Origin of the sequence: Mesorhizobium sp. M0276, assembly GCF_040321755.1 — a bacterium.
Classification (GTDB): Bacteria; Pseudomonadota; Alphaproteobacteria; order Rhizobiales; family Rhizobiaceae; genus Mesorhizobium.
The window spans coordinates 20,583-43,348 of record NZ_JAMYSC010000024.1 but is presented as its reverse complement, the minus strand read 5'-3'; the positions used below and the strand labels follow the sequence as shown (position 1 = coordinate 43,348).

Below are 22,766 nucleotides of genomic sequence, written 5' to 3'. Positions count from 1 at the left end.
CTTTATCATCGCGGAACCATGCTGACGCTTTTCCACCATCCCATGTTCGCCACCTGTCGCTTCGTCCGCCTCGCTTTCGGCGAGTATGGCGAGGAGTTGGCCCTGATTGAGGAAAAGCCGTGGACCCGACGCAAGGAGTTCCTGGCGCTGAACCCGGCCGGCACACTGCCGATCCTGCTGGCCGAAGGCGACGTGCCGATCGTCGGTGCAACCGTCATATCGGAATATCTCGATGAAACGCGCGGTGTCTTGAAGCGCGACAAGCGGCTGTTTGCCGAAGATCCGATGCAGCGCGCCGAAATCCGCCGGCTGATCGATTGGTATCTCAGCAAGGCCGAAAGCGAAATCACCCGCCATCTGGTGCGCGAACGGGTGCTGAAGCCGGTGATGCCGGAGGTTGCGGGCGGCGGCTCGCCCGATTCAGGCGCGATCCGTGCGGCGCGCGCCAACATCCGCCAGCACATGAAATACACCAACTGGCTGGCCGGCACTCGCCATTGGCTGGCGGGCTCCAGGGTTACCTATGCCGATCTGGCCGCTGCCGCGACGCTGTCGGTGCTCGATTATCTCGGCGAGATCGATTGGCGCGAGCATCCTGCAGCGCGCGAATGGTACACGCGGGTCAAGTCACGGCCCTCCTTCCGGCCGCTTTTGACCGACCGCGTACGCGGCCTGTCGCCGGTGTCGCATTATGCGGACCTCGACTTCTGACGCCGCAAAACTGCGCACGCTGATCGACGCGGAGGCGCGTCGCGCCGGCTTCGATGCCGTCGCCGTCACCTCTCCCGATGCGATCCCGGTTGCGCCGGCGCGGCTGGCCGAATTTGTCGCCGACGGCTTTCACGGCTCGATGGACTGGATCGCCGAGACACTGCAACGCCGCGGCGACCCGACGGTGCTATGGCCGCAGGTCCGCTCGATCATCGTGCTGGCGATGAATTACGGTCCCGACCATGATCCGCGCGGCGTGCTGGCCAAGCGCGACCGCGGCGCGATCTCGGTCTATGCGCAGAACCGCGACTATCACGAGGTGATGAAGGGCCGGCTGAAGGAGATCGCCGGCAAGATCGTTGCCCGTGCCGGCGGCGACGTGAAGGTGTTCGTCGACACCGCACCGGTGATGGAAAAACCGCTGGCGGAAGCCGCAGGTCTCGGCTGGCAAGGCAAGCACACCAATCTGGTCAGCCGCGAGCATGGCTCCTGGCTGTTCCTCGGCACGATCTTCACCACCGCCGAACTGGTGCCCGACAAGGCGGAGATCGACCATTGCGGCTCCTGCCGTGCCTGCCTCGACGCCTGTCCGACGGATGCATTTCCGGCGCCCTACCGGCTCGATGCGCGGCGCTGTATTTCGTACCTCACCATCGAGAACAAGGGGCCGATCCCGCATGAATTCCGTGAAAAGATCGGCAACCGCATCTATGGTTGCGACGATTGTTTGGCCGTTTGCCCGTGGAACAAGTTCGCCCGGGCTGCTTCGGAGGCCAAGCTCGCCGCGCGCGATGAATTGCGCGAGCCGCCGCTTGGCCGGCTGTTGCAACTGGACGAGGCGGCCTTCCGCGCTTTCTTCTCCGGTTCGCCGATAAAACGCATCGGCCGCGATCGTTTTGTCCGCAACACATTGATCGCCGCCGGCAATTCCGGCGACACCGCGCTTGCCGTCAGCGTGCGTGCCTTGCTGGACGATGCCTCGCCGCTGGTGCGGGGCGCGGCAATATGGGCGCTGGCGCGGCTGGTGCCTGATGCCGAATATTCAGAACGGGCAGCTATCGGCCTGAAAACCGAGACCGATACAGCCGTGCGCGACGAATGGCGTCTGGCGCGGCCAACCAGGACGCATGCATGAGCGAGAAACAGGTCTTCATCTTCGGCGCCGGCTATTCCGGCAAGGCCTTTGCCCGTGCCAACAAGGGGCCCGCCAACATATTCGGCACGACCCGCTCCCCGGACAAATTCGAGGCGCAGCGCCAGGCCGGCATCGCACCGCTGCTGTTCGATGGTGCGCTGACTGACGAAATCGGGGATGCGCTGGAAAAAACAACGCATCTGGTAATCTCGATCGCCCCGGAAGAGGCCGGCGATCCCGTCTTGAACGCTGCCCGGGAGGCAATCGCTCAAATGCCGGCGCTCGAATGGATCGGCTATCTCTCGACCGTCGGCGTCTACGGTAATTACGACGGCGCGTGGGTCGATGAAACGGCCGAATGCCGGCCGGTGTCGAAGCGCTCGGTGATGCGGGTGGGGGCCGAGCAGGATTGGCTGCAACTGGGCTCGGACATCGGCCGGCCTGTTGCAATCCTGCGCCTGTCCGGCATTTACGGGCCGGGCCGCAATGCGCTGGTCAATCTGGAAAACGGCACCGCAAGGCGGCTGGTCAAGCCGGACCAGGTGTTCAATCGCATTCATTGCGACGATATTGCCGGTGCGCTTTGGCGGCTCATCGACAGCAATACTGGTGGCATCTTCAATGTCACCGACGATCTGCCGGCACCGCCGCAGGATGTCGTCGCCTATGCCGCTTCGCTGATGGGTGTCACGCCGCCGCCCGAAATTCCCTTCGACGCCGCCCAACTTTCGCCGATGGCGCGGTCCTTCTATGGCGAGAACAAGCGTGTCGCCAACGCAGCGATCAAGGCGGCGGGCTATCGTTTTCGATTTCCGGACTACCGCACCGCCCTCGACCATATGTGGGCAAGCGGCGACTGGCGCGACGGCGAAGCGCGCAGTCCGATGAAGCGCTAACGGTCGAAGCCGTAAGTTGGGCATGCTACGATTCGGCGGTTCAAGCGATGAAGGAGTGGGGTCATGAAGGCATCGGGACCATCGTCGCCGGGCAGAAGGACAATCCTGGCCGCTGCGTTTGGCCTTGCTGCCATCGCAGGGCTTGCCGTACAACCAGCCGCGGCTGAGGAGCGGGCAAAGGACCTGTTTGGCGCCAAGAAGCTGCCGACGGCAGCAGCTGCGCAATCCATTGGCTTCTATTCCAAGGGCTGTTTTGCCGGCGGTGTCGCCATTCCGATGGATGGTCCGACCTGGGAGGTGATGCGGCCTTCGCGCAACCGCCGCTGGGGTCATCCGGCGATGATCGCGGTCATCGAGAAATTGTCGCGCGACGCAGCAGTCGATGGCTGGCCCGGCTTGTTGATCGGCGACATTTCGCAGCCGCGCGGCGGCCCGATGATGACCGGCCACGCCTCGCACCAGATCGGGCTCGACGCAGACATATGGCTGACACCGATGCCCAGCCATCCGCTGTCGATGGCGCAGCGCGAATCGATGAGCGCCACCTTGATGATCGACGAGAAGACCCATCTGGTAAGGGACGCGCTGTGGACGCCGGCGCACACAAGGCTCTTGAAGCGGGCGGCGAGCTACGCGCAAGTCGAACGCATCCTGGTCAATCCGGGCATCAAGAAAAAACTCTGCGACACCGTCAAGGGTGATCGTTCATGGCTGCGCAAGATCAGGCCGTTCTGGGGCCACGACTATCACTTCCACATGCGCATCGGCTGCCAGCCGGGCTCGCCCGGCTGCAAGGCGCAGGAAGCAACGCCGGACGATGACGGCTGCGGCAAGCCGCTGGCCTGGTGGTTCACGCAGGAGCCGTGGCGGCCCAACAAGAACCCTGACGCGCCGAAGGCCCGCGACCTGATGACGATGGCGAACCTGCCCCAGGAATGCCGTGCCGTGCTCGACGCACCGGGGCCGGCTTCAGCCGAGGCCGCGACCTATCATGGCGGCAGCGTGCCGGTCGCGGTGGCCGCGCCCGAACTGGAAGCGCCGTCGCTGCCGGCCACGACGGCCAGCGGCACGGCTGGATTGCCGAGCGCGGTGAGCGCCTTCACGGCGACGCCCGAGATCGGCATCCCGCTGCCGCGGCCACGGCCGCCTGGAAACTGAGGGTCGCCGCGCTTGTCGGTAGGCTCAATCGGCTGGGGTGTGATTTTTGCGAAACAGTGGCCGTTTGGCCGCAGAACCGGCCGCAGCGCGCGCCCGTGGGTTCGAAAACCGTTTCCCTTTTCAAACTCATGCGCTAGTCAACGGGAGAGCGGCTAGATGCCGTCAGGGGCGCCGGGGACGGACGAGAGCATGCCAGGCACAGGCGACGACGATACTTTGTTGCGGTTTCCGATCCTGATCGGCGACATTGGCGGCACCAATGCGCGCTTTTCGATCGTGCTCGATGCCAATTCCGAGGCCGGCGAGCCCGCCATCGTCCAGACCGCCAACTACAACACCATCGACGAAGCAATCCAGGCGGTCGTGCTCGATCTCTCATCGGTGCGCCCCAATTCCGCGGTGCTGGCGGTGGCCGGCCCGGTCGACGGCGACGAGATCGAGCTCACCAACTGCCCGTGGATCGTCAAGCCGAGAAAAATGTTTGCCAGCCTCGGGCTGAGCGACATCGTCGTGCTCAACGATTTCGAAGCGCAGGCGCTCGCCGTCGTCGCGCTCGGCGAGGAGCATATGGAAAAGATCGGCGGCGGTACGCCGGAGCCCAATGCCGGTCGCGTCGTGCTCGGTCCGGGAACCGGTCTCGGCGTCGCCGGGCTGGTCCATGCGCTTCATCGTTGGATACCGGTGCCCGGCGAGGGCGGCCATATGGACATCGGCCCGCGCACGCCGCGCGATTTCGAAGTTTTCCCGCATATCGAGAAGCTCGAAGGCCGCATTTCGGGCGAGCAGATCCTGTGCGGACGCGGCCTGGTCAACGTCTACCGTGCGGTGGCCAAGGCGGACGGCAAACCGGCGCCGTTCACCACGCCGGCCGAAGTCACCGCCGCCGCACTTGCAAAGACCGATCCGGTTGCGGAGGAAGCGCTGGAGACCTTCGTCACCTGCCTCGGGCGCACCGCCGGCGATCTCGCTCTGGTGTTCATGAGCCGTGGCGGCGTGTTCCTCACCGGCGGCATCGCGCAAAAGATCGTGCCGGCGCTGAAAGCCGGCAATTTCCGCGCTGCCTTCGAGGACAAGGCGCCGCACAGCGCGCTGATGCGCACCATGCCGGTCTATGTCATCACCCACCCGCTGGCCGCACTCCTGGGCCTTGCCGCCTACGCCCGGAACCCCTCGCTGTTCGGCGTCCAGACGGCAGGCCGACGATGGCGCGACGAAGTTAGTCACCCCAAGGCATAGGCAAGCCGGCTGCTTGGCGTTAAGAGGGGTGCCGAATTGCCCGGCCGCGGGAAGCGGAAACCTACGAAGCGCTCCGATTTGACATTTCAGCCTCCCAATTTGTCGAAACCCCGTGCTGGCGAGATCGTGGCGGTCATCCGCCGCATTCTCCAGGAAAACGGCCGCGAATATCGCGGCGCGTATATTTTCACGATCCTTTGCCTGCTGACCGTGTCGGCGACGACGGCGCTTGCCGCCTGGATCATGAGCCCGGTCGTCAACCAGATCTTCTATGAACGGCGCGGCGACCTGATCCCATGGATCTGCGCGGCACTGCTCGGCGCTTTCATCCTGCGCGGCCTTGCCGGCTACGGCCAGGCGGTGACGATGGCCAGGATCGGCAACAATCTGGTGGCGCGCTACCAGCAGCGCATCTTCAACCATCTGATGAAGCTTGGCGTCTCGTTCTTCAACGACACCAGGTCCGGGCGGCTGGCCGCGCAGGTCAACGAAAACGTCAACGGCATTCGCGACCTTTTGTCGATGACGGTGACCTCGACGGCGCGAGACGCCGTCTCGCTGATCGGCCTGGTCGGCGTCATGATCTATCAGGATCCGATACTTTCGCTGAGCTCGCTGCTGATCGGGCCGCCGCTGATCTGGACAGTCACCTACCTGATGCGCCGGGTGCGCCGTATCACGCGCGAATCGGTGCAGATCAACTCGCGACTGATCGGCGCCATGCAGGAGGCCACGCAAGGCATCGCCATCGTCAAGGCCTTCACCATGGAGGACGAGCTGTCGCGCCGCATCAGCAAGCTCGCCGAGGATGCGGAACAGCGTTCGAACAAGATCGCCCGCGTCTCCGAGCGGCTGACGCCGGTTTCCGAACTGCTGGCCGGCATCGCCTTCGCCAGCGTCATCGCCTATTCCGGGTACCGGGCCACCGTGCTCGGCCAGCCGCCGGGTGCGGTGTTTTCCTTCATCACGGCGCTGACGCTCGCCTATGATCCGGCCCGCCGGCTGGCGCGCATGCAGGTCGGCATGGAACGCGCGCTGGTCAATGCCCGCATGATCTATGAGCTTCTCGACATCGAGCCGCAGCAAAGTGACGCGCAAGGTGCCGCCGAGGCGAAATTCACCTCCGGCGAAGTTCGCTTCGACAACGTCTCCTTCCGCTATGTCGAGGAGGCGCCGGTCCTGCACGATTTGAGCTTTGTCGCCGCCGCCGGCAAGGTCACGGCGATCGTCGGCGCTTCGGGCGCCGGCAAAACGACCCTGGTGGCGCTGCTGCAGCGCTTCTACGACGTCGATGCGGGCACGATCGAGATCGACGGCCAGGACATCTCCAAGGTCACCAAACAGTCGCTGCGCGGCTCCATCGCCTATGTCTCGCAGCAGCCCTATCTGTTCGAAGGCACCATCCGCGACAACATCCGCTATGGCCGGCTGGGCGCCACCGACGCCGAGATCGAACAGGCGGCAAGGCAGGCCGCGGCCGACGACTTCATCCGCCAGCAGCCGCAGGGCTATGACACGCCGGTCGGCGAAAACGGCGTGACGCTGTCGGGCGGCCAGCGCCAGCGCGTGTCGATTGCGCGGGCCATCGTGCGGCAGGCGCCGATCCTTTTGCTCGACGAGGCGACATCGGCGCTCGACAACGAGGCCGAAGCCCGCGTTCAGCAGGCGCTCACCCAGGTGATGGAAGGGCGCACCACCATCGTCATCGCGCACCGGCTGTCGACGGTGGTCAACGCCGATCACATCATCGTCATGGAACAGGGCCGGCTGGTCGAAGAGGGCACCCATGCCTCGCTGATGGCCGATCCGCACAGCGTCTATGCGCGTTTCCACCGTATCCAGGGCGTCAAGGGCCTGGGGCTTGTCGATGACAGCGCACCGATCCAGACTTCGGCCCAAGGCCCAATTCGCAACATCGAGACGCAGAAGAGCATCGCCGGGAGCACGACATGAGCGAGACGCCCGCAACCGACAGGATCGATATGGGCCTGGTGGTGGTCGGCGCTGCCGGCCGCATGGGCCAGACCCTGATCCGTGCCATCCACACCATCCCCGGCGCGCGGGTCATCGGCGCCATCGAGCGCGCGGGCTCGCCCCATCTGGGCAAGGATGCGGGTGAACTCGCCGGCGTCGGCCGCATCGATGTGGCGATCGGTGATGATCCGCTACCCGTCTTCGCCAGGGCCGACGGCGTGCTGGATTTCACCACGCCGGCCTCATCAGTCGAGTTCGCCGGCTACGCGGCGCAAGCGCGCATCGCCCATGTCATCGGCACCACCGGTTGCTCGGCCGACGACAACGCCAGGATCGCCGCTGCGGCGCGTCATGCGACGATCGTCAAGTCGGGCAATATGAGCCTCGGCGTCAATCTTCTGGCGGTGCTGGTCGAACAGGCGGCGCGCGCGCTCGACGCCGACGATTTCGACATCGAGATCCTCGAAATGCACCACAAGCACAAGGTCGATGCACCGTCGGGCACCGCACTGCTGCTCGGCGAAGCCGCTGCCGCCGGGCGTGGCATCGCGTTGGCCGGCAATGATGTGCGCGTCCGCGACGGCCATACCGGCGTGCGCAAGGCGGGCTCGATCGGCTTTGCCACGCTGCGCGGCGGCTCGGTGGTCGGCGATCACAGTGTGATGCTGGCCGGCACCGGCGAGCGCATCACCTTGGCACACCATGCCGAGGACCGCGCCATCTTCGCCCGCGGCGCCGTCAGGGCGGCCCTGTGGGCACGCGGCAAGAAGCCGGGATTGTATTCGATGCGGGACGTGCTCGGCCTCGGCTGAGCCACCAATCCGCCAACTTGCCAATCTGCCAACCCGAAGGGAGCAAACATGTCGAGAACCCTCGTGCTCGTGCGCCACGGCCAGAGCGAATGGAACCTGAAAAACCTGTTCACCGGCTGGCGCGATGTCGACCTGACCGAGCAGGGCCACGCCGAGGCCAAGGCCGCCGGCCAGAAACTCAAGGCGCGCGGGCTGAAATTCGACATCGCTTTCACCTCGGCGCTGATCAGGGCACAGAAGACCTGCCAGCACGTTCTCGACGCGGTCGGCCAGAGCGATCTGAAAACCATCCGCGACCAGGCACTGAACGAGCGCGACTATGGCGATCTCTCCGGCCTCAACAAGGACGACGCCCGCAAGAAATGGGGCGAGGAGCAGGTGCATGTCTGGCGCCGTTCCTATGACGTGGCGCCGCCCGCCGGCGAAAGCCTGAAGGACACCGGCGCCCGGGTCTGGCCCTATTATCTGCACGATCTGCAGCCGCATGTACTGCGCGGCGGCACGGTGCTGGTCGCCGCGCACGGCAACTCGCTGCGCGCGCTGATCATGGCGCTGGACGGCAAGTCGGGCGAGGAGATCGTCAAGCTGGAACTCGGCACTGGCGTGCCGGTCATCTACCAGCTCAACGCCGATTCGACCGTGGCTTCCAAGGAAGTGCTGGAGGGCTGACAGTCCTTCAGCCGGCGGTTCTTGATCGAGCATCATCTCTGGACAAACCAAAACCGTTTGCCCGAGAAAACTGGTTCCCACTTTTCGGGATCATGCTTTGAAAAAGCGCGTTGACACACATCGCTTGCCCGCTTACATCACCCCGCACCAGCCCAGATGGCGGAATTGGTAGACGCGCACGGTTCAGGTCCGTGTTCCGCAAGGAGTGGAGGTTCGAGTCCTCTTCTGGGCACCAAATTCCCGTTTCGAACCATTCGACGGTTCAGAAACTTAGAGAAAAAGCCCGGTTCGCCCGGACTTTTTCTTTGCCGCCAACCTCCCCTTCCGGCCAGCCGCCGAACAAACCACTTCAAACCGCGCGACCGCTTCGCTACGCTCAAAGCCATGTCTCAATCCACTAACCCGATCTTCGGCGCCCGTCGCGATCAGGCATTCCCGACGCTGGCCGAGGCGGACATCGATCGCATGCGCCGGTTCGGCGAGGCCAGCTTCTATGCCGCCGGCGAGAACATCATCACCGCAGGCGATGTGGCGCCCGGCTTGATCGTCGTGCTGTCGGGCAAAGTGGACATCATCCAGGGTGGCGGGCTTGGCCGGCGCGAGACGATCGTCACGCATGGACCGGGCAGTTTCGTCGGCGAACTGGCACAGCTTTCGGCGCGTCCCTCGCTGGTGAATGCGCAGGCCGCCGATCCGGTGGAGGCGTTCGTCATCCCCTCGCAGCGGCTGCGCGACCTGATGGTGCAGGAGGCCAATCTTGGCGAGCGCATCATGCGGGCGCTGATCCTGCGCCGCGTCGGGCTTTTGGAAAGTTCCACCAGCGGGCCGATCATCATCGGACCCCAGGACAACAGCGACGTGTTGCGGCTGCAAGGTTTCCTCGCTCGCAGCGGCCAGCCGCACCGCGTGCTTGATTCCGAGAGCGATCCTTGCGCCAAAACACTGGTCGAACGCTTCGATGTCGACCCTCATCATCTGCCGATCGTGCTGTGTCCGAACGGCAGGCTGCTGCTCAATCCCGGCGAGAAGGATCTCGCCCGCTGCATCGGCCTGCTGCGGCCGATCGATGCCGACCAATTATACGACGTCGCCATCGTCGGCGCCGGACCGGCGGGGCTGGCGGCTGCGGTCTATGCGGCTTCAGAAGGGCTATCGACCATCGTGCTCGATTGCCGTGCCTTCGGTGGACAGGCCGGTGCCTCCTCGCGCATCGAGAACTATCTCGGTTTCCCCACGGGCATTTCGGGCATGGCGCTGATGGCGCGCGCCTACAACCAGGCGCAGAAATTCGGCGTCGAAATGGTGATTCCGGACGAGGTGAAGCTATTGAGTGCCGCCACCGGCAATGCCCGCTACACGCTCGATGTCGGCGACGGCGAGACCGTTCGCACCCGCAGCGTGGTGATCGCCAGTGGCGCGCGCTATCGCCGCCTCGATATCCCGAACCTGGCGCAGTTCGAGGGAACGTGCGTGCATTATTGGGCGTCGCCCATCGAAGGCCGGCTTTGCGCCGGGCAGGAAGTAGCACTTGTCGGCGCCGGCAACTCTGCCGGACAGGCGGCGGTCTACCTGGCCAGCCACGCGCGCAAGGTGGCGTTGCTGGCACGCGGCGGCAGCCTCGAAGCCAGCATGTCGCGCTATCTCGTCGAGCGCATCAAGGCGCAGCCGAACATCGAGGTGCTGACCGGAACCGAGGTCGAAGCCCTGGAAGGCGACGGGGGCAATCTTGCCGCCGTGCGCTGGCGCAATCGCGTAAGCGGCGAGGAAACGACGCGCCCGAACCGCCATCTCTTCCTGTTCATCGGAGCCGACCCGAACACCGACTGGCTGGCGAACTGCGACGTGGCGCTGGACGCCAAGGGTTTCGTGCGCACCGGATCGGACCTGGGATCGGCGCAGATGGAGACGAGCCGCAGCGGCGTATTCGCCATCGGCGACGTCCGCTCAGGCTCGGTCAAACGGGTCGCTGCGGCTGTCGGCGAAGGTGCCCAGGTGGTCGCGGCCTTGCATGCATATCTCGCGCTCGGCAACGCCAACGCACCTCTAACGCCCGGGAGACCATGATGGATGAATGCAGGCATACGCGCGACATCAGGAAGGTGACGCCGAGCGCGCTCGGCTGCGAGGAATGCCTGAAGAACGGTTCGCAATGGGTGCATCTGCGGCTCTGCCGCACCTGTGGCCATGTCGGCTGCTGCGACGACTCACCCAACCGCCACGCCACCAAGCATTTTCACGCCACCAGGCATCCGATCATCGAGGGCTACGATCCGCCGGAAGGCTGGGCATGGTGCTATGTCGACGAGGTGTTTATCGACCTCGGCGAGGACGTGACCCCGCAGAACGGCCCGATCCCTCGCTTTTATTGAGGCCGCGCGGCGTTCAGGGAACAGGGACGAGGCCGGTAGTTCAACTGTCATGCTGGCCTGTGCTGTCGCACGATCTTCCACTCGTGCCATATCAGCATCATGACGACCGCATCGAAGACGGTCAGGGCCAGCAGGCCGAACGAAAGGGTGTATGAGTAGCGGTAGATCTGATAGGCCATGAACAAACCCAATGCCACGAGCGACGCCGGATACGCCCAGAGCTTGCCCCTCAAGAGCCCGACAACCAGGGCCAGCTTTATCAGGCCGTGGCTGAGCAGGTAGAAGGCGTAAAACTCCTTGCTGGCCAACGAAAAATGGCTGGCCATCTGCGACAGATAGCCAGCTATGAAATCGTTCGGATCTTCGATCAATTCCTCTGCGGTGACTGCATTGACCCAGGAGGCAATGGCATTGGTGGTGACGACATAAAGCAGGATCCCGCCGATGCATTCGATCAGGGCATGCGCGCCCTTGAGCCAGACGCCGACTTCGAAAATCTGATGGATGCGGTGTTCATCGACGGGCTTCAAAAATCCACCTCCCGATCAACTGCGGAAACCGATGCCAAATGGATGCAGCATTAACGCACTGGATAAACACCGGGGCCGGTATCAGCCCTTTTCTTGATAAGACAATGATCGGCGTCTCACAAATCGGCGTTCCCCTTATGGTGCTGGCCGTGGTCATGCAATGGTGGGCGAAGGTCGACCGCTACCATGTTCGTCACGGCGCCGTGTCGGCCGGTCTTGCGTTCTTGCTCGGCCTGGCGATCAATCAGTTCATTCTTCTGTTCGTGCATCGGATACGGCCCTACGACGCCAGCGTGACGCATCTGTTGATTGCGCCCAGTGCCGACTGGTCATTCCCATCCGATCACGCGACAGCCAGCATTGCAATTGTTGCGGCCTTTGCGATGCAAGGCCTCCCGCGCCGGACGATCGCGCTTTTCATCATGGCATTCCTGATCTGCTGGTCGAGAATCTACATCGGGACGCACTACCTGACCGATGTTGTCGGTGGGGGCCTCACCGGCGTCCTGGGTGCCATCGTGGTGCGACAGGCCTACCGCGAGAATTCCCGTCTGGACAATCTGGTGACCAAAATTCTTTAGCTGGGCGCTCCGCGAGCTGCACGCAACTTCAAGATCAGCCAGCGAAGTATCGATATCCCAGCCATCCCGCCAGCGCGACCGAAGCGACCCAGATACAAGCGATGATAACCGCCGCGATACGGCTCACCGGCCTGTCAGCAGCGAGGGCGGCAGCCTCCCGATGCTCCGCCATGACCTCGGGCGGTGTCATCTTGACAACCGCAAGGATACCCAAGGGGACCAGGATCACATCGTCGAGGTAGCCAAGTACAGGGATGAAATCGGGGATCAGGTCGATTGGGGACAAGGCGTAGCCTGCGACGCACACGGCAAGTGCCTTGGCATACCACGGCGTTCGGGGATCACGCGCGGCAAGGTAGAGCGCATGCACGTCGCGCTTGATCGTTCGCGCCCACTGGTCCAATGCCGCAGCCATTGGACGACCTTAGCGCCAAACGACAATGCGCTGATAGCTCCCGATCACACCGGCTATTGCCTGCTATCAGGCCGTTTTATCGCACGGAGCCCGTGACGGTCCGGTCAACATTGGGAACGGATTTGCGTTCGTTGCCGGCGAGTGCCGCGATGATCAGCAGGCTGGCAACGACCGGGACAAACAGGATTGCAACGCGGGCTTGCACATAAAAAATGGCGCGCCATTCATTGCGCTTGTCGGGGCTGTTGCTCATCATACTCACTTTGTCGGACCCCCCGGCCGTGACATAGCCGTGAACGGTTAAGCAACTCCTTACGACTTTGTTAATGGGCGGAATTGAGGCGAAGGATGCCGATGAGATCCTCGCAGTCTTGGACAGGAGATCGTCGGCGCCGCGTCTTCCCAGTTCCAGGCGGGCATGCGATTCTGCCGCGATGATTCGGGAGATCGAGACCGTGACGCTGTTTCGCATGGCTGTGCTTGCGGTCTTGGTCTTCACCACCCCGGCGCAGGCCGCCGACATGGCCTTCTTCATCAAGAACCTGCGCAAGGAAGCGGTTGCGGTCGAGCTGTTCAGCCGCGACCGCGAAACGGTTTGGCCGGGCAACGACAAGGTGTTCCTGATCGACCCCGGTTCGCAGAAATCCGTGCCGCTCACGTGCAATCAGGGCGAACACATCTGTTACGGCGCCTGGGTCGATGGCAACGACAGCATTTCCGCCGGCGTCGGACCGGACAATGACCAGCCCTGCGACACCTGCTGCTTCATCTGCGTGGAGCACTCGACCGAGACGATCGATCTGGTGCCATAGGGGAGACGCACGCCGATATCCCCAAAATCAGTTCGGGAATTGTTGCAATCATCCCTTTAGCGACTCACTGCAGCATGCGATGGTCGCCGCGCGGCCGGATGGGCCGCTACTTCAGGGGGTTACCATGCTTTACACCTACGCGCGCCGCACGTTGGTCGCGCTTTCTCTGGTCATGGCGTTCGCGCCGGCGGCACATGCCGACGACGTCACCTTTTCCATCAAGAACGGCCATCCCAATGCCATGCGCGTCGAACTGTATAGCCAGGACCGTGACTATGTCTGGCCGGGTAACGACAAGGATTTCTACCTCGATGACGGCGAGACCAAGCAGCTGCCGATATCCTGCAACGCCGGCGAATCGATCTGCTATGGCGCCTGGGTCGATGGCGACGAAGGGACCTATTGGGGTGTCGGCCCCGGCAACAAGGAAAAATGCGAGGATTGCTGCTATACCTGCAACGGCGGCGAAACCGAGGAGATCGACCTGGTCCCCTGACCGGGTTGCCAGCTTGACGGTTATCCTGCCGAACCCCTAGCCTGCGCGAATACCCAGAGCGCGCCGCGTTGGTTGACGCGACGCGCGCCAGGCAGAAGGAGCACGGCAATGGCCGGTATGGTCGAAGGCGACAAGATCGACGTCGGGTTTTCCGGCAGGCGCTGCATCCATTCGCGAAACTGCGTGCTCGGCGATCCGCATGTCTTCGTGCCCAACGCTCCGGGCCAGTGGATTCATCCCGAGGCGGCAAGCGTCGAGAAGATCGTCGCCATCGCCGAAAGCTGCCCCTCGGGCGCCATCACTTACATCAGGAAGGATGGCGGGCCACAGGAGCAGCCGCCGGTGGTCAACACCGTACGGCTGCGGGAAAACGGTCCGCTGGCGGTGCATGCCGAGATCGTGCTCGACGGCGAAACATTTTACCGGGCCACGCTGTGCCGCTGCGGCGCTTCCGAAAACAAGCCGTTCTGCGACGGCAGCCACACCAAATCAGGTTTTGCCGCCACCGGCGAGCCGCCGCTGAAGGACACGCCGGCGCTGGAGGCGAGGAACGGCCCGCTGACGGTGACGCCGACCACCAACGGCCCGCTCAAGCTCGAAGGCAATGTCGAGATCGTCACCGGCACCGGCCACACGGTCGATCGTACGCAACGTACCTTCCTCTGCCGCTGCGGCCATTCCGCCAACAAGCCGTTTTGCGACGGTACGCATAAAAAGATCGGCTTCGTGGCATGAAAGACAGTTCGGCAGCGTTAGTGTAGGATGAGGGTCCGCGCTCAGGAGGAATCCATCATGCGCACTATGCTCGTACTCGCCCTGCTTGCCTTTGCCATGCCCGCTTACGCAGCCAATCATGCGGTCCAGATCAAAGGCATGAAATTCAACCCGTCGAAAATCTCGGTCGCCGTCGGCGATACCATCACATTCACCAATGCCGATCCGATGACGCACACCGCCACCGCACTTGACGGCTCCTTCGACACCGGCCATCTCGCCACCGGCAAGAGCGCCAAGGTCAAGATATCAGCTGCCGGCGCACACCCGTTCCATTGTGCGATCCATAGCTCGATGAAGGGCACTGTCGCGGCGAAATAGCGGCATCTCGCTGGACTTTCTTTCGGCACGGCGCGCAGACTTTTCGACGCCGGCGGGAGATGGTTGCAGCGTTGCGGCCAAAGCTGGCGATCTCTCCCGGAGGGGGAGATCAAATCCTCATCACGGCCATCGCGTGTTGGCCCAGCGGTCGCGGCTTTATCGCCCACTCCGTATCGGCTAAGGGCAGGGGCAGATAAATTCGCCAGCCGGACCGCCGCCAAACGATGACCGCCAAGACCAAGCCAAAGCCGCTGTTCCTAGGGATCGACACCGGCGGAACCTATACCGATGCCGTGCTATGGTCCGAGACGGAAGGCAAGCAGGAGGAGCCCAATAGGGGCAAGGTGCTCGCCAAGGCCAAGGCGCTGACCACCAGGCATGATCTCGCCGTCGGCATTTCCGGCGCCGTCGATGCGGTATTGCAGAAGGCCGGCACTGATCCCGCCGCCATCAAACTGGTTTCGATGTCGACGACGCTTGCCACCAATGCGCTGGTCGAGGGCCAGGGCGGCCGCGTCGCGCTGGTGATGATCGGCTTTTCCGAGGGAGACCTCGCCCGCGACGGACTGAAAGCCGCACTCGGCACCGACCCGGTGGTGTTTTGTCCGGGCGGCCACGACGTGCACGGCAATGCCGCCAAGCTCGATCTGTCCGGACTGGAGGCGGCGCTACCGGAACTCGGCGTCTCGGTGTCCGGCTTTGCCGTTTGTGCCTATTTCGCGACCCGCAATCCGGCGCATGAGATCGCCGCCCGCGAGCTGATCCGCGAAAAGACGGGCCTGCCGGTCACATCGAGCCACGAACTGTCTGCCAAGCTCGGCGGCCCGCGCCGGGCGCTGACCACGCTGCTCAACGCCAGGCTGATCTCGATGATCGACCGGCTGGTGGCGGCGACCGAAGGCTTCCTCGAGCAGCGCAACATCGCGGCACCCCTGATGGTGGTGCGTGGCGACGGCGCGCTGGTTTCGGCGGCGTTCGCCCGCCAGCGGCCGATCGAGACCATCCTGTCCGGCCCGGCCGCCAGCCTGGTGGGCGCCCGCCACATGACCGGGCTCGACAATGCGATGGTGTCCGACATCGGCGGCACCACCACCGATGTCGCCGTGCTCGATGGCGGTCGGCCGCGGCTCGATCCGGAAGGCGCCACCGTCGGCGGCTTCCGCACCATGGTCGAGGCTGTCGCGATGCGCACCTTCGGCCTCGGTGGCGATTCCGAAGTGACGCTGGAAGATGGCGCGCTCAACCCAAGGATCCTGCTCGGGCCGCGCCGCCTGGTACCACTGGCGCTGGCCGGCATGGCGCATGGCAGCGCAGTCACATCGGAGCTGGAGCGCCAGCTGCGAGCGCCCAATCCCGGCCGGATGGACGGCCGCTTCGCGGTGCGCACCGGCGTGCCGGACCGGCTCGCCGCCGGTCTCACCGGCGCCGAAGCCAGGCTTTACGAGATGATCGGTGCCACGCCGCTCGCCATCGACAGGCTTTTGACCTCGAACGCGCAGAACGCAACGCTCAACCGGCTTGTGTCGCGCGGGCTGGTGCATATCGCCGGCTTCACCCCGTCGGATGCCGCCCATGTGCTGCGCAAGCAGGCGAACTGGGATCCGGTTGCCGCGCGTCTCGGCGCCGAACTGTTCGCGCGCAAGCGCGACGGCCGTGGCCAGTTCATCGCCGCTTCGCCCGAAGTGATCTCGGAGCGGGTGCTGGTGACGCTGACCCGCTGGTCGGCCGAATATATCCTCGAAACCGCCTTTGCCGAGGACGGGCTCGATGGTGCCTCGACGGTGGCGCACGCGCTGGTGCAGCGCGCGGTCGACGCGCATCCCGGCATTGCCCGGCTGAGCGTGGCGCTCGACCGCCCGGTCATCGGCCTCGGCGCCTCGGCGCCGCTGCACTATGCCGGGCTGCCGCCCTTGATCGGCAATGACTGCGTGGTGCCTGAGGATACCGATGTCGCCAACGCGCTCGGCGCCGTCGTCGGCCAGGTCAGGGTGTCGGCCGAGGCGCGGGTCAGCCAGCCCAGGGAAGGGCTGTTTCGCCTTGCCTCGGGTGAAACCGTGCGCGATTTCCTCGACGAGGCGGCAGCGATCGCGGCGGCCGAGGCCGATGTCCGCGCCATCGTCGCGGCGCGCGCGAAGGAAGCCGGCACCGACAGCGCCGAGATTGATGTCACGACCGAATTCCGCGTTTCCACAGTCGAAGCCCAGCGCATGTTCATCGAGGCCCATGTGGTGGCGGTTGCCGCCGGGCGGCCAAGGATTGCGGTGTGAGTGCGACATCTCCCCCCTTGAGGGGGAGATGTCGCCGAAGGCGACAGAGGGGGTCGCCGGGCATGAAGCGCCAACCTCGATCTGCCGCAGGAGGCCGAGCCCGGTCGGACCGACCCCCTCTGGCCGCTCCGCGGCCATCTCCCCCTCGAGGGGGGAGATTCGCGGTTTCGCCGGCTGCAAAAACGCCACCTTCACCCTAAGCTGAATTGACCCGGCAAACCTGGCATGCCAAAGGCCCGCAAAGCCTTTCATCTGGAGTAGCCTGATGACCGATCGCATCGAGATCGCCGGATTGCGGATCGCCCGCGAGCTGCATGAGTTCGTAGCCAGGGAAGCGCTGCCCGGCACCGGCATCGAAGCGGAGGCGTTCTGGAACGGGCTTTCAGCCATCGTCCACGATCTGGCGCCGAGGAACCGGGCGCTGCTCGAAAACCGTGACGCCATGCAGGAAAAGCTCGACGGCTGGTATCGCGACAACGGCGCGCCCGTCGACCTGGAGGCCTACAAAACCTTCCTCAGGGAGGTCGGCTATCTCCTCCCCGAAGGTCCGGCCTTCAGCGTGTCGACCGACAATGTCGACCCGGAAATCGCCGTCGTTGCCGGCCCGCAGCTGGTCGTGCCGGTGATGAATGCGCGTTATGCGCTGAACGCCGCCAATGCGCGCTGGGGTTCGCTCTACGACGCGCTCTATGGCACCGACGCGATCCCAGAGACGGGCGGCGCCGAGAAGGGCGGCAAATTCAACCCGGCGCGCGGCGCCAAGGTCGTCGCCTGGACAAAGAGCTTTCTCGACGAGGCTGCCCCGCTCACCTCGGGCAAGTGGGCAGGCGTGAATGGCCTGTCGGTGGCCAATGGCGCGCTGAAGCTCGGCGCCGGTGCCGGCTCGACCACGCTGGCCAACCCGAAACAATTCGTCGGCTATCGCGGCGATGCCGCCAATCCAGATGCCGTGCTGCTGGTCAGGAACGGCCTGCACATCGAGATCGTGATCGACCGCAACAACCAGATCGGCCGCACCGATCCGGCGGGGATCGCCGATGTCATCCTGGAATCGGCGCTGACCACCATCCAGGATTGCGAGGATTCGGTCGCGGCGGTGGATGCGCAGGACAAGGTTGTCGTCTACCGCAACTGGCTCGGACTGATGAAGGGCGATCTGGCGGAAGAGATCACCAAGGGCGGCAAGAGTTTTGTCCGCAGGCTCAATCCCGACCGCTCCTACACCGCGCCCACCGGCGGCACGCTGACAGTGCCCGGCCGCTCGCTGATGCTGGTCAGGAATGTCGGCCACCTGATGACCAATCGGGCGATAACGGACCGCGACGGCAACGAGGTGCCGGAAGGCATCATGGATGCGGCGCTGACGGCGCTGATCGCGCTGCACGATGTCGGACCCAATGGCCGCCGCGCCAATTCCCGCGCCGGCTCTATGTATGTGGTGAAGCCCAAGATGCACGGGCCGGAGGAAGTCGCCTTCGCCGTCGAGATATTCGACCGTGTCGAAGCCCTGCTCGGCATGACCAAGAACACCATCAAGATGGGCATCATGGACGAGGAGCGGCGCACGACCGTCAACCTCAAGGAAGCGATCCGTGCCGCGAAAGAGCGTGTGGTATTCATCAACACCGGCTTCCTCGACCGCACCGGCGACGAGATCCACACCTCGATGGAAGCCGGTCCGATGATCCGCAAGGGCGACATGAAGCAGGCCGCGTGGATTTCCGCCTACGAGGCCTGGAATGTCGACACCGGCCTCGAATGCGGGTTGGCCGGCCATGCACAGATCGGCAAGGGCATGTGGGCGATGCCTGATTTGATGGCTGCTATGCTGGCCGAGAAGATCGCCCACCCCAAGGCCGGCGCCAACACCGCCTGGGTGCCGTCGCCGACGGCGGCGACGCTGCATGCCACGCACTACCACAAGGTCGATGTCCATGCCGTGCAGGCAGCACTCAAGACCCGGCCCAAGGCCAAGCTCGACGATATCCTGTCGGTGCCGGTCGCGGTGCGGCCGAACTGGTCTTCCGAAGACATCCAGAAGGAGCTCGACAACAACGCGCAAGGCATTCTCGGCTACGTCGTGCGCTGGATCGACCAGGGCGTCGGCTGTTCGAAAGTGCCTGACATCAACGATGTCGGCCTGATGGAAGACCGTGCCACGCTGCGTATTTCGTCACAGCACATCGCCAACTGGCTGCATCACCGTGTGTGCACACAGGACCAGGTGATGGCGACGATGAAGCGCATGGCTGCGATCGTCGATCGCCAGAACGAAGGCGACCCGCTCTACCATCCGATGGCCGCCGACTTCGACACCTCGATCGCCTTCCAGGCCGCCTGCGATCTGGTCTTCAAAGGCCGCGTCCAGCCCAATGGCTACACCGAACCGGTTCTGCACGCGCGCCGGCTGGAGCTGAAGGCGAAGCAGGGCTGAACAGGCACAAGCGGCAGGCCGCTGCCCTGAATCGGGCGGTTGATCTTCGACCTGGGTTTCCGGCCAGCGATAAGGCCTCAGGAGGCTCTGTGGTCCAGGAGCCGAACGACGGGATCGCGACGGTGTTCGGAGTTGGCGCGATCAACGCCTTCTACCGTAATCGCGATCGTTCCATTTTCCACTCTTGCTATCCAGCCTTTTGCTTTCAGGTACCAGAGATGAAATTCCAGGTGTTCTCGCGGGCAGCCTGACAGGCGTTCGAGTTCTACATCTCCGATCCCAGGATTGGTGACGTCGTGCCGGCGCTTCGCGTAAAGCAGCGAGAGCAGTTTGGCCTGGATCACGACATCCCGCTCAATGCCTTTGGTGCTGCTTGCTTCCTCGGTCAATTCACGGCGAAGGCTGGCATTATCCCTGTACGCGATGTCGTATTGAGCGCGCTTTACCGGATCCTTGAGCGTGTTGTGCGCCTCTACGATTTCGCTGAAGCGGGTTTCATCGCCAGTCTGTTGATTGTCTGGATGATACCGCATCGCAAAATAGCGAAATATTCGCTCCAGCGTTTCCGAATTGGCGTTCGGGCTAACTTCCAGGATTTCGTAGTAGTCGATGAACATTGCGGACACCCCCAACCCCAATCATATTCGCATTGTCTAAGCTAAGGAACATCCAATGCAACAGCCCAGACCTTAGTCGGGCGCCGATAGCGGCCATACTTCCGGTGAAGGGGCGAGAAAAATGGCCGACGCCCGTCCGGTGGGGGCCGTTGGGTGATGCGGACGCCGGCCAAGCGGACAATCAGGTCCGCCGCACTGCAGACATGGCCGATTTGTAAGGGGCCCGTTATGGCGTGATCGCGGAAGCCGGCGAGGCATCGGCCATCGTGACGAGGCGCGCAGCTTGGTCCTGTAAGCTTGCAATTTAGCTAAATTAGTGAAAACTTAACTAGCGGCTGGTCAAGCGGGTGGCAAAACGATGTATTTTCCGCAGTTCCTGGTGGGCATGTCCGCCACCACGATCACGGTGGCGATCTGGGCCTACATTGAAGCCGGATCGGTCTGGGTGGCGTTCGGTTGGGCCATTCTAGCAATGGTCATACTTCAGGTGGGATACGTCGGCCTGCTGGTTCACTTGATATTCAGGCGAGCACCGGAAGTGTCCGACGCCCATGCGACGCCGGCAGACCCAACGTCACCGTTGATGTGAATGCTCATTCGGCAGGGTCGGCTTGCCGCGCGATTGCATAGCGAGCCTGCCGACGCAGATGCTCCTTGGTTCCGCTGTCGAGCGCCCGCCAGTCACAACCGCGGATCGCCGCCTCCATCGCATAGAGTGCGTTGATCGTTATGTGCTGTCCGAATCGGAACTTCAGACGGTGATAAGCCTCAACCGCGCCTAGACCCCGCAAATCCTCCTCACAGAGAACATCGATTTCCGCCAGCATCCGCGCCGTAGCTGGTCCGAGGTTTCTCATGTCTTCGATGCGAGTGCTCATGGCTGGGCCCCGGCGCGCTCACAGTGCGCAAGATAGTCCCTATGGGATTTGCCACCTTCTCCGGGAAAGCGGTGCCTCACCTGCCCGTCAAGCCGCCTGCGCCATGCGCTCCGAACTCATGCGGTAGGAAATTGCCTCCGCCAGGTGGATGCGGCCGACGGTTTCGCTGGCGTCGAGATCGGCCAGCGTGCGCGCCACCTTCAGCACCCGGTGATAGGCGCGGGCGGAAAAGGCGAGCTTCTCGCTGGCGTCCTTGAGCAGAGAAAGGCCGGCGGCGTCAGGCATGGCGATCTCCTCGATGACCGAGGGCGAGCAATGCGCGTTGGTGGTGGCGCGGGTGGCGCCGAGCCGTTCGAAGCGCTCGCGCTGGATGGTGCGGGCGCGCGCCACGCGCAGCGCCACCTCGGCGCTTTTCTCCGCCCGGTCGGGCCGGATCAGATCGCTGGCCGACACTGCCGGCACCTCGATCCTGAGATCGATGCGGTCGAGCAGCGGGCCCGAGATGCGCGCCTGGTAGTCGGTGCGGCAACGCTCGCCGCGCAGGCAGCGATAGCCCGGCTCGCCGGCCATGCCGCAGCGGCAAGGGTTCATCGCCGCGACCAGTTGGATGCGCGCTGGATAAGTCACGCGATGATTGGCGCGCGCGATCATGCAGTCGCCGGTCTCGAGCGGCTGGCGCAACGCATCGAGCGTCTGCGGCGTGAATTCGGGAAACTCGTCGAGAAACAGCACACCGTGATGGGCAAGCGACACTTCGCCCGGCCGTGCACGTACGCCACCGCCAACCATCGCCGCCATCGAAGCCGAATGGTGCGGGGCGCGGAATGGCCGCCGGTCGGTTAATTTGCCTTCACCGAGTTCGCCCGCCACCGAGGCGATCATCGAGACCTCAAGCAATTCCTTCGGCGCCAGCGGCGGCAGGATCGACGGCAGCCGCTGCGCCAGCATCGATTTGCCCGAGCCGGGCGGACCGATCATCAAAAGGTTATGACCACCGGCCGCCGCCACTTCCAGCGCCCGCTTGGCGGTCTCCTGGCCCTTGATGTCAGCAAGGTCGGGCAGGTCGCGTGCCGCGGCGTGGATGCCGGCTTCCGGCCGCGACAGCACCTGCGTGCCGCGAAAATGATTGGCGATGGCGATCAGGCTGCGCGGCGCCAGAATGTCGATTTCCTTGCCCGCCCAGGCCGCTTCCGGCCCGCAGGCAAACGGGCAGATGAGGCCCTTGCCCTCTGCATTGGCGGCGATGGCCGCCGGCAAGGCACCGGCGACCGCGGCAATCGTGCCATCAAGCGACAATTCGCCAAGGACGACGTAGCCGGCCAGCATGTCGCCCGGAATGGCGCCCAATGCCGCCATCAGGCCAAGCGCGATCGGCAGATCGTAATGGCTGCCTTCCTTCGGCAGGTCGGCGGGCGCCAGATTGACCGTGACTTTCTTCGACGGCATCGACAGGCCCGAGGCATGAAGCGCCGCCTGCACCCGCTCTCGACTTTCGGCCACCGCCTTGTCGCCAAGGCCGACGATATGCATGTTGACCTTGCCAGGCGCGATCATCACCTGCACGTCGACCGGCACGGCCTCGATGCCCTGGAAAGCGACCGTGCGAACCCGCGCCACCATTTGCCCACCCCGAATGTGGGCTTGCCCGAGCCCGCGCCATTAGGGCGTTGGAGCCCCTTTG

At 64.1% G+C, this 22,766-nt stretch carries 24 protein-coding genes and 1 tRNA gene; 19 read left to right on the top strand and 6 right to left on the bottom strand.

What is annotated here, in order from left to right; all coding sequences use genetic code 11:
- Positions 1-18: 18 nt before the first annotated feature.
- The 11 genes from NKJ01_RS19670 to NKJ01_RS19620 all read left to right on the top strand — a co-directional run bounded on the left by NKJ01_RS19670 (position 19) and on the right by NKJ01_RS19620 (position 10,960).
- Positions 19-711: a glutathione S-transferase family protein gene (locus NKJ01_RS19670; protein WP_023762611.1), complete on the top strand. Its 693-nt coding sequence runs from the start codon at positions 19-21 to the stop codon at positions 709-711.
- On the top strand, positions 692-1,846 hold the full coding sequence (gene queG, locus NKJ01_RS19665; protein WP_352730260.1) for a tRNA epoxyqueuosine(34) reductase QueG: 1,155 nt from the start codon (positions 692-694) through the stop codon (positions 1,844-1,846). The genes NKJ01_RS19670 and queG overlap by 20 nt, the downstream gene beginning before the upstream one ends.
- The gene (locus NKJ01_RS19660; protein ID WP_352730258.1) at positions 1,843-2,742 is read left to right on the top strand and encodes an NAD-dependent epimerase/dehydratase family protein; all 900 of its coding nucleotides are present in this window, start codon (positions 1,843-1,845) and stop codon (positions 2,740-2,742) included. The genes queG and NKJ01_RS19660 overlap by 4 nt, the downstream gene beginning before the upstream one ends.
- A 63-nt stretch (positions 2,743-2,805) precedes the next feature.
- On the top strand, positions 2,806-3,900 hold the full coding sequence (mepA, locus tag NKJ01_RS19655; protein WP_352730256.1) for a penicillin-insensitive murein endopeptidase: 1,095 nt from the start codon (positions 2,806-2,808) through the stop codon (positions 3,898-3,900).
- A 189-nt stretch (positions 3,901-4,089) separates the two neighbouring features.
- The gene (locus tag NKJ01_RS19650) at positions 4,090-5,136 is read left to right on the top strand and encodes a glucokinase (protein ID WP_352730254.1); all 1,047 of its coding nucleotides are present in this window, start codon (positions 4,090-4,092) and stop codon (positions 5,134-5,136) included.
- A gap of 78 nt (positions 5,137-5,214) precedes the next feature.
- Positions 5,215-7,089: an ABC transporter ATP-binding protein gene (locus NKJ01_RS19645; RefSeq protein WP_352730252.1), complete on the top strand. Its 1,875-nt coding sequence runs from the start codon at positions 5,215-5,217 to the stop codon at positions 7,087-7,089.
- The gene (gene dapB, locus NKJ01_RS19640) at positions 7,086-7,922 is read left to right on the top strand and encodes a 4-hydroxy-tetrahydrodipicolinate reductase (RefSeq protein WP_352730250.1); all 837 of its coding nucleotides are present in this window, start codon (positions 7,086-7,088) and stop codon (positions 7,920-7,922) included. Before NKJ01_RS19645 ends, dapB begins: the two co-directional genes overlap by 4 nt.
- A 48-nt stretch (positions 7,923-7,970) precedes the next feature.
- Positions 7,971-8,591 (top strand): 2,3-bisphosphoglycerate-dependent phosphoglycerate mutase, encoded by a 621-nt coding sequence (locus NKJ01_RS19635; RefSeq protein ID WP_023762619.1) that lies wholly within the window; start codon positions 7,971-7,973, stop codon positions 8,589-8,591.
- Between the two features lie 150 nt (positions 8,592-8,741).
- Positions 8,742-8,826 (top strand) — tRNA-Leu (locus NKJ01_RS19630).
- 149 nt (positions 8,827-8,975) lie between these two features.
- Positions 8,976-10,655 (top strand): FAD-dependent oxidoreductase, encoded by a 1,680-nt coding sequence (locus tag NKJ01_RS19625; protein ID WP_352730248.1) that lies wholly within the window; start codon positions 8,976-8,978, stop codon positions 10,653-10,655.
- A complete protein-coding gene (locus NKJ01_RS19620; protein WP_352730246.1) occupies positions 10,652-10,960 on the top strand; it encodes a UBP-type zinc finger domain-containing protein in 309 nt (102 codons plus the stop codon). The genes NKJ01_RS19625 and NKJ01_RS19620 overlap by 4 nt, the downstream gene beginning before the upstream one ends.
- Before the next feature lie 47 nt (positions 10,961-11,007).
- On the opposite strand, the gene NKJ01_RS19615 is transcribed toward NKJ01_RS19620, so the two are convergent.
- Complete coding sequence (locus NKJ01_RS19615) at positions 11,008-11,490, bottom strand: DUF2127 domain-containing protein (RefSeq protein ID WP_352730244.1); 483 nt, start codon at positions 11,488-11,490, stop codon at positions 11,008-11,010.
- Between the two features lie 38 nt (positions 11,491-11,528).
- On the opposite strand from NKJ01_RS19615, the gene NKJ01_RS19610 reads away from it, so the two are divergent.
- Positions 11,529-12,071, top strand: a complete 543-nt coding sequence (locus NKJ01_RS19610; RefSeq protein WP_352730243.1) for a phosphatase PAP2 family protein — start codon at positions 11,529-11,531, stop codon at positions 12,069-12,071.
- Between the two features lie 34 nt (positions 12,072-12,105).
- Here NKJ01_RS19610 and NKJ01_RS19605 read toward each other — a convergent pair whose 3' ends face one another.
- A complete protein-coding gene (locus NKJ01_RS19605; protein ID WP_352730241.1) occupies positions 12,106-12,486 on the bottom strand; it encodes a YkvA family protein in 381 nt (126 codons plus the stop codon).
- A 76-nt stretch (positions 12,487-12,562) separates the two neighbouring features.
- Positions 12,563-13,021 (bottom strand): hypothetical protein, encoded by a 459-nt coding sequence (locus tag NKJ01_RS19600; RefSeq protein WP_352730239.1) that lies wholly within the window; start codon positions 13,019-13,021, stop codon positions 12,563-12,565.
- Here NKJ01_RS19600 and NKJ01_RS19595 point away from each other — a divergent pair.
- The 6 genes from NKJ01_RS19595 to NKJ01_RS19570 all read left to right on the top strand — a co-directional run bounded on the left by NKJ01_RS19595 (position 13,008) and on the right by NKJ01_RS19570 (position 19,590).
- Positions 13,008-13,298 carry a hypothetical protein gene (locus NKJ01_RS19595; protein WP_352730237.1) on the top strand — a complete coding sequence of 97 codons (291 nt, stop codon included), beginning with the start codon at positions 13,008-13,010 and terminating at the stop codon, positions 13,296-13,298. The two genes, NKJ01_RS19600 and NKJ01_RS19595, sit on opposite strands and share 14 nt — an antisense overlap.
- A gap of 124 nt (positions 13,299-13,422) precedes the next feature.
- Positions 13,423-13,794: a hypothetical protein gene (locus tag NKJ01_RS19590; protein ID WP_352486111.1), complete on the top strand. Its 372-nt coding sequence runs from the start codon at positions 13,423-13,425 to the stop codon at positions 13,792-13,794.
- A 108-nt stretch (positions 13,795-13,902) separates the two neighbouring features.
- Complete coding sequence (locus NKJ01_RS19585; RefSeq protein WP_352730235.1) at positions 13,903-14,529, top strand: CDGSH iron-sulfur domain-containing protein; 627 nt, start codon at positions 13,903-13,905, stop codon at positions 14,527-14,529.
- A 57-nt stretch (positions 14,530-14,586) separates the two neighbouring features.
- A complete protein-coding gene (locus NKJ01_RS19580; RefSeq protein ID WP_023762630.1) occupies positions 14,587-14,889 on the top strand; it encodes a cupredoxin domain-containing protein in 303 nt (100 codons plus the stop codon).
- A gap of 224 nt (positions 14,890-15,113) precedes the next feature.
- Positions 15,114-17,156, top strand: a complete 2,043-nt coding sequence (locus NKJ01_RS19575) for a hydantoinase/oxoprolinase N-terminal domain-containing protein (RefSeq protein WP_352730233.1) — start codon at positions 15,114-15,116, stop codon at positions 17,154-17,156.
- A 265-nt stretch (positions 17,157-17,421) separates the two neighbouring features.
- Entirely contained in the window at positions 17,422-19,590 is a 2,169-nt protein-coding gene (locus NKJ01_RS19570; protein ID WP_352730231.1) for a malate synthase G, read from the top strand.
- A 77-nt stretch (positions 19,591-19,667) separates the two neighbouring features.
- Here the strand turns inward: NKJ01_RS19570 and NKJ01_RS19565 are convergent, their stop codons facing one another.
- On the bottom strand, positions 19,668-20,207 hold the full coding sequence (locus NKJ01_RS19565) for a J domain-containing protein (protein WP_023762635.1): 540 nt from the start codon (positions 20,205-20,207) through the stop codon (positions 19,668-19,670).
- Between the two features lie 358 nt (positions 20,208-20,565).
- On the opposite strand from NKJ01_RS19565, the gene NKJ01_RS19560 reads away from it, so the two are divergent.
- The gene (locus tag NKJ01_RS19560) at positions 20,566-20,796 is read left to right on the top strand and encodes an exopolysaccharide production repressor protein (protein WP_352608651.1); all 231 of its coding nucleotides are present in this window, start codon (positions 20,566-20,568) and stop codon (positions 20,794-20,796) included.
- A gap of 4 nt (positions 20,797-20,800) precedes the next feature.
- Here NKJ01_RS19560 and NKJ01_RS19555 read toward each other — a convergent pair whose 3' ends face one another.
- Positions 20,801-21,085: a TfoX/Sxy family DNA transformation protein gene (locus tag NKJ01_RS19555; protein ID WP_352608652.1), complete on the bottom strand. Its 285-nt coding sequence runs from the start codon at positions 21,083-21,085 to the stop codon at positions 20,801-20,803.
- A gap of 87 nt (positions 21,086-21,172) precedes the next feature.
- Positions 21,173-22,705, bottom strand: a complete 1,533-nt coding sequence (locus NKJ01_RS19550; protein WP_352730228.1) for a YifB family Mg chelatase-like AAA ATPase — start codon at positions 22,703-22,705, stop codon at positions 21,173-21,175.
- Positions 22,706-22,766 lie beyond the last annotated feature (61 nt).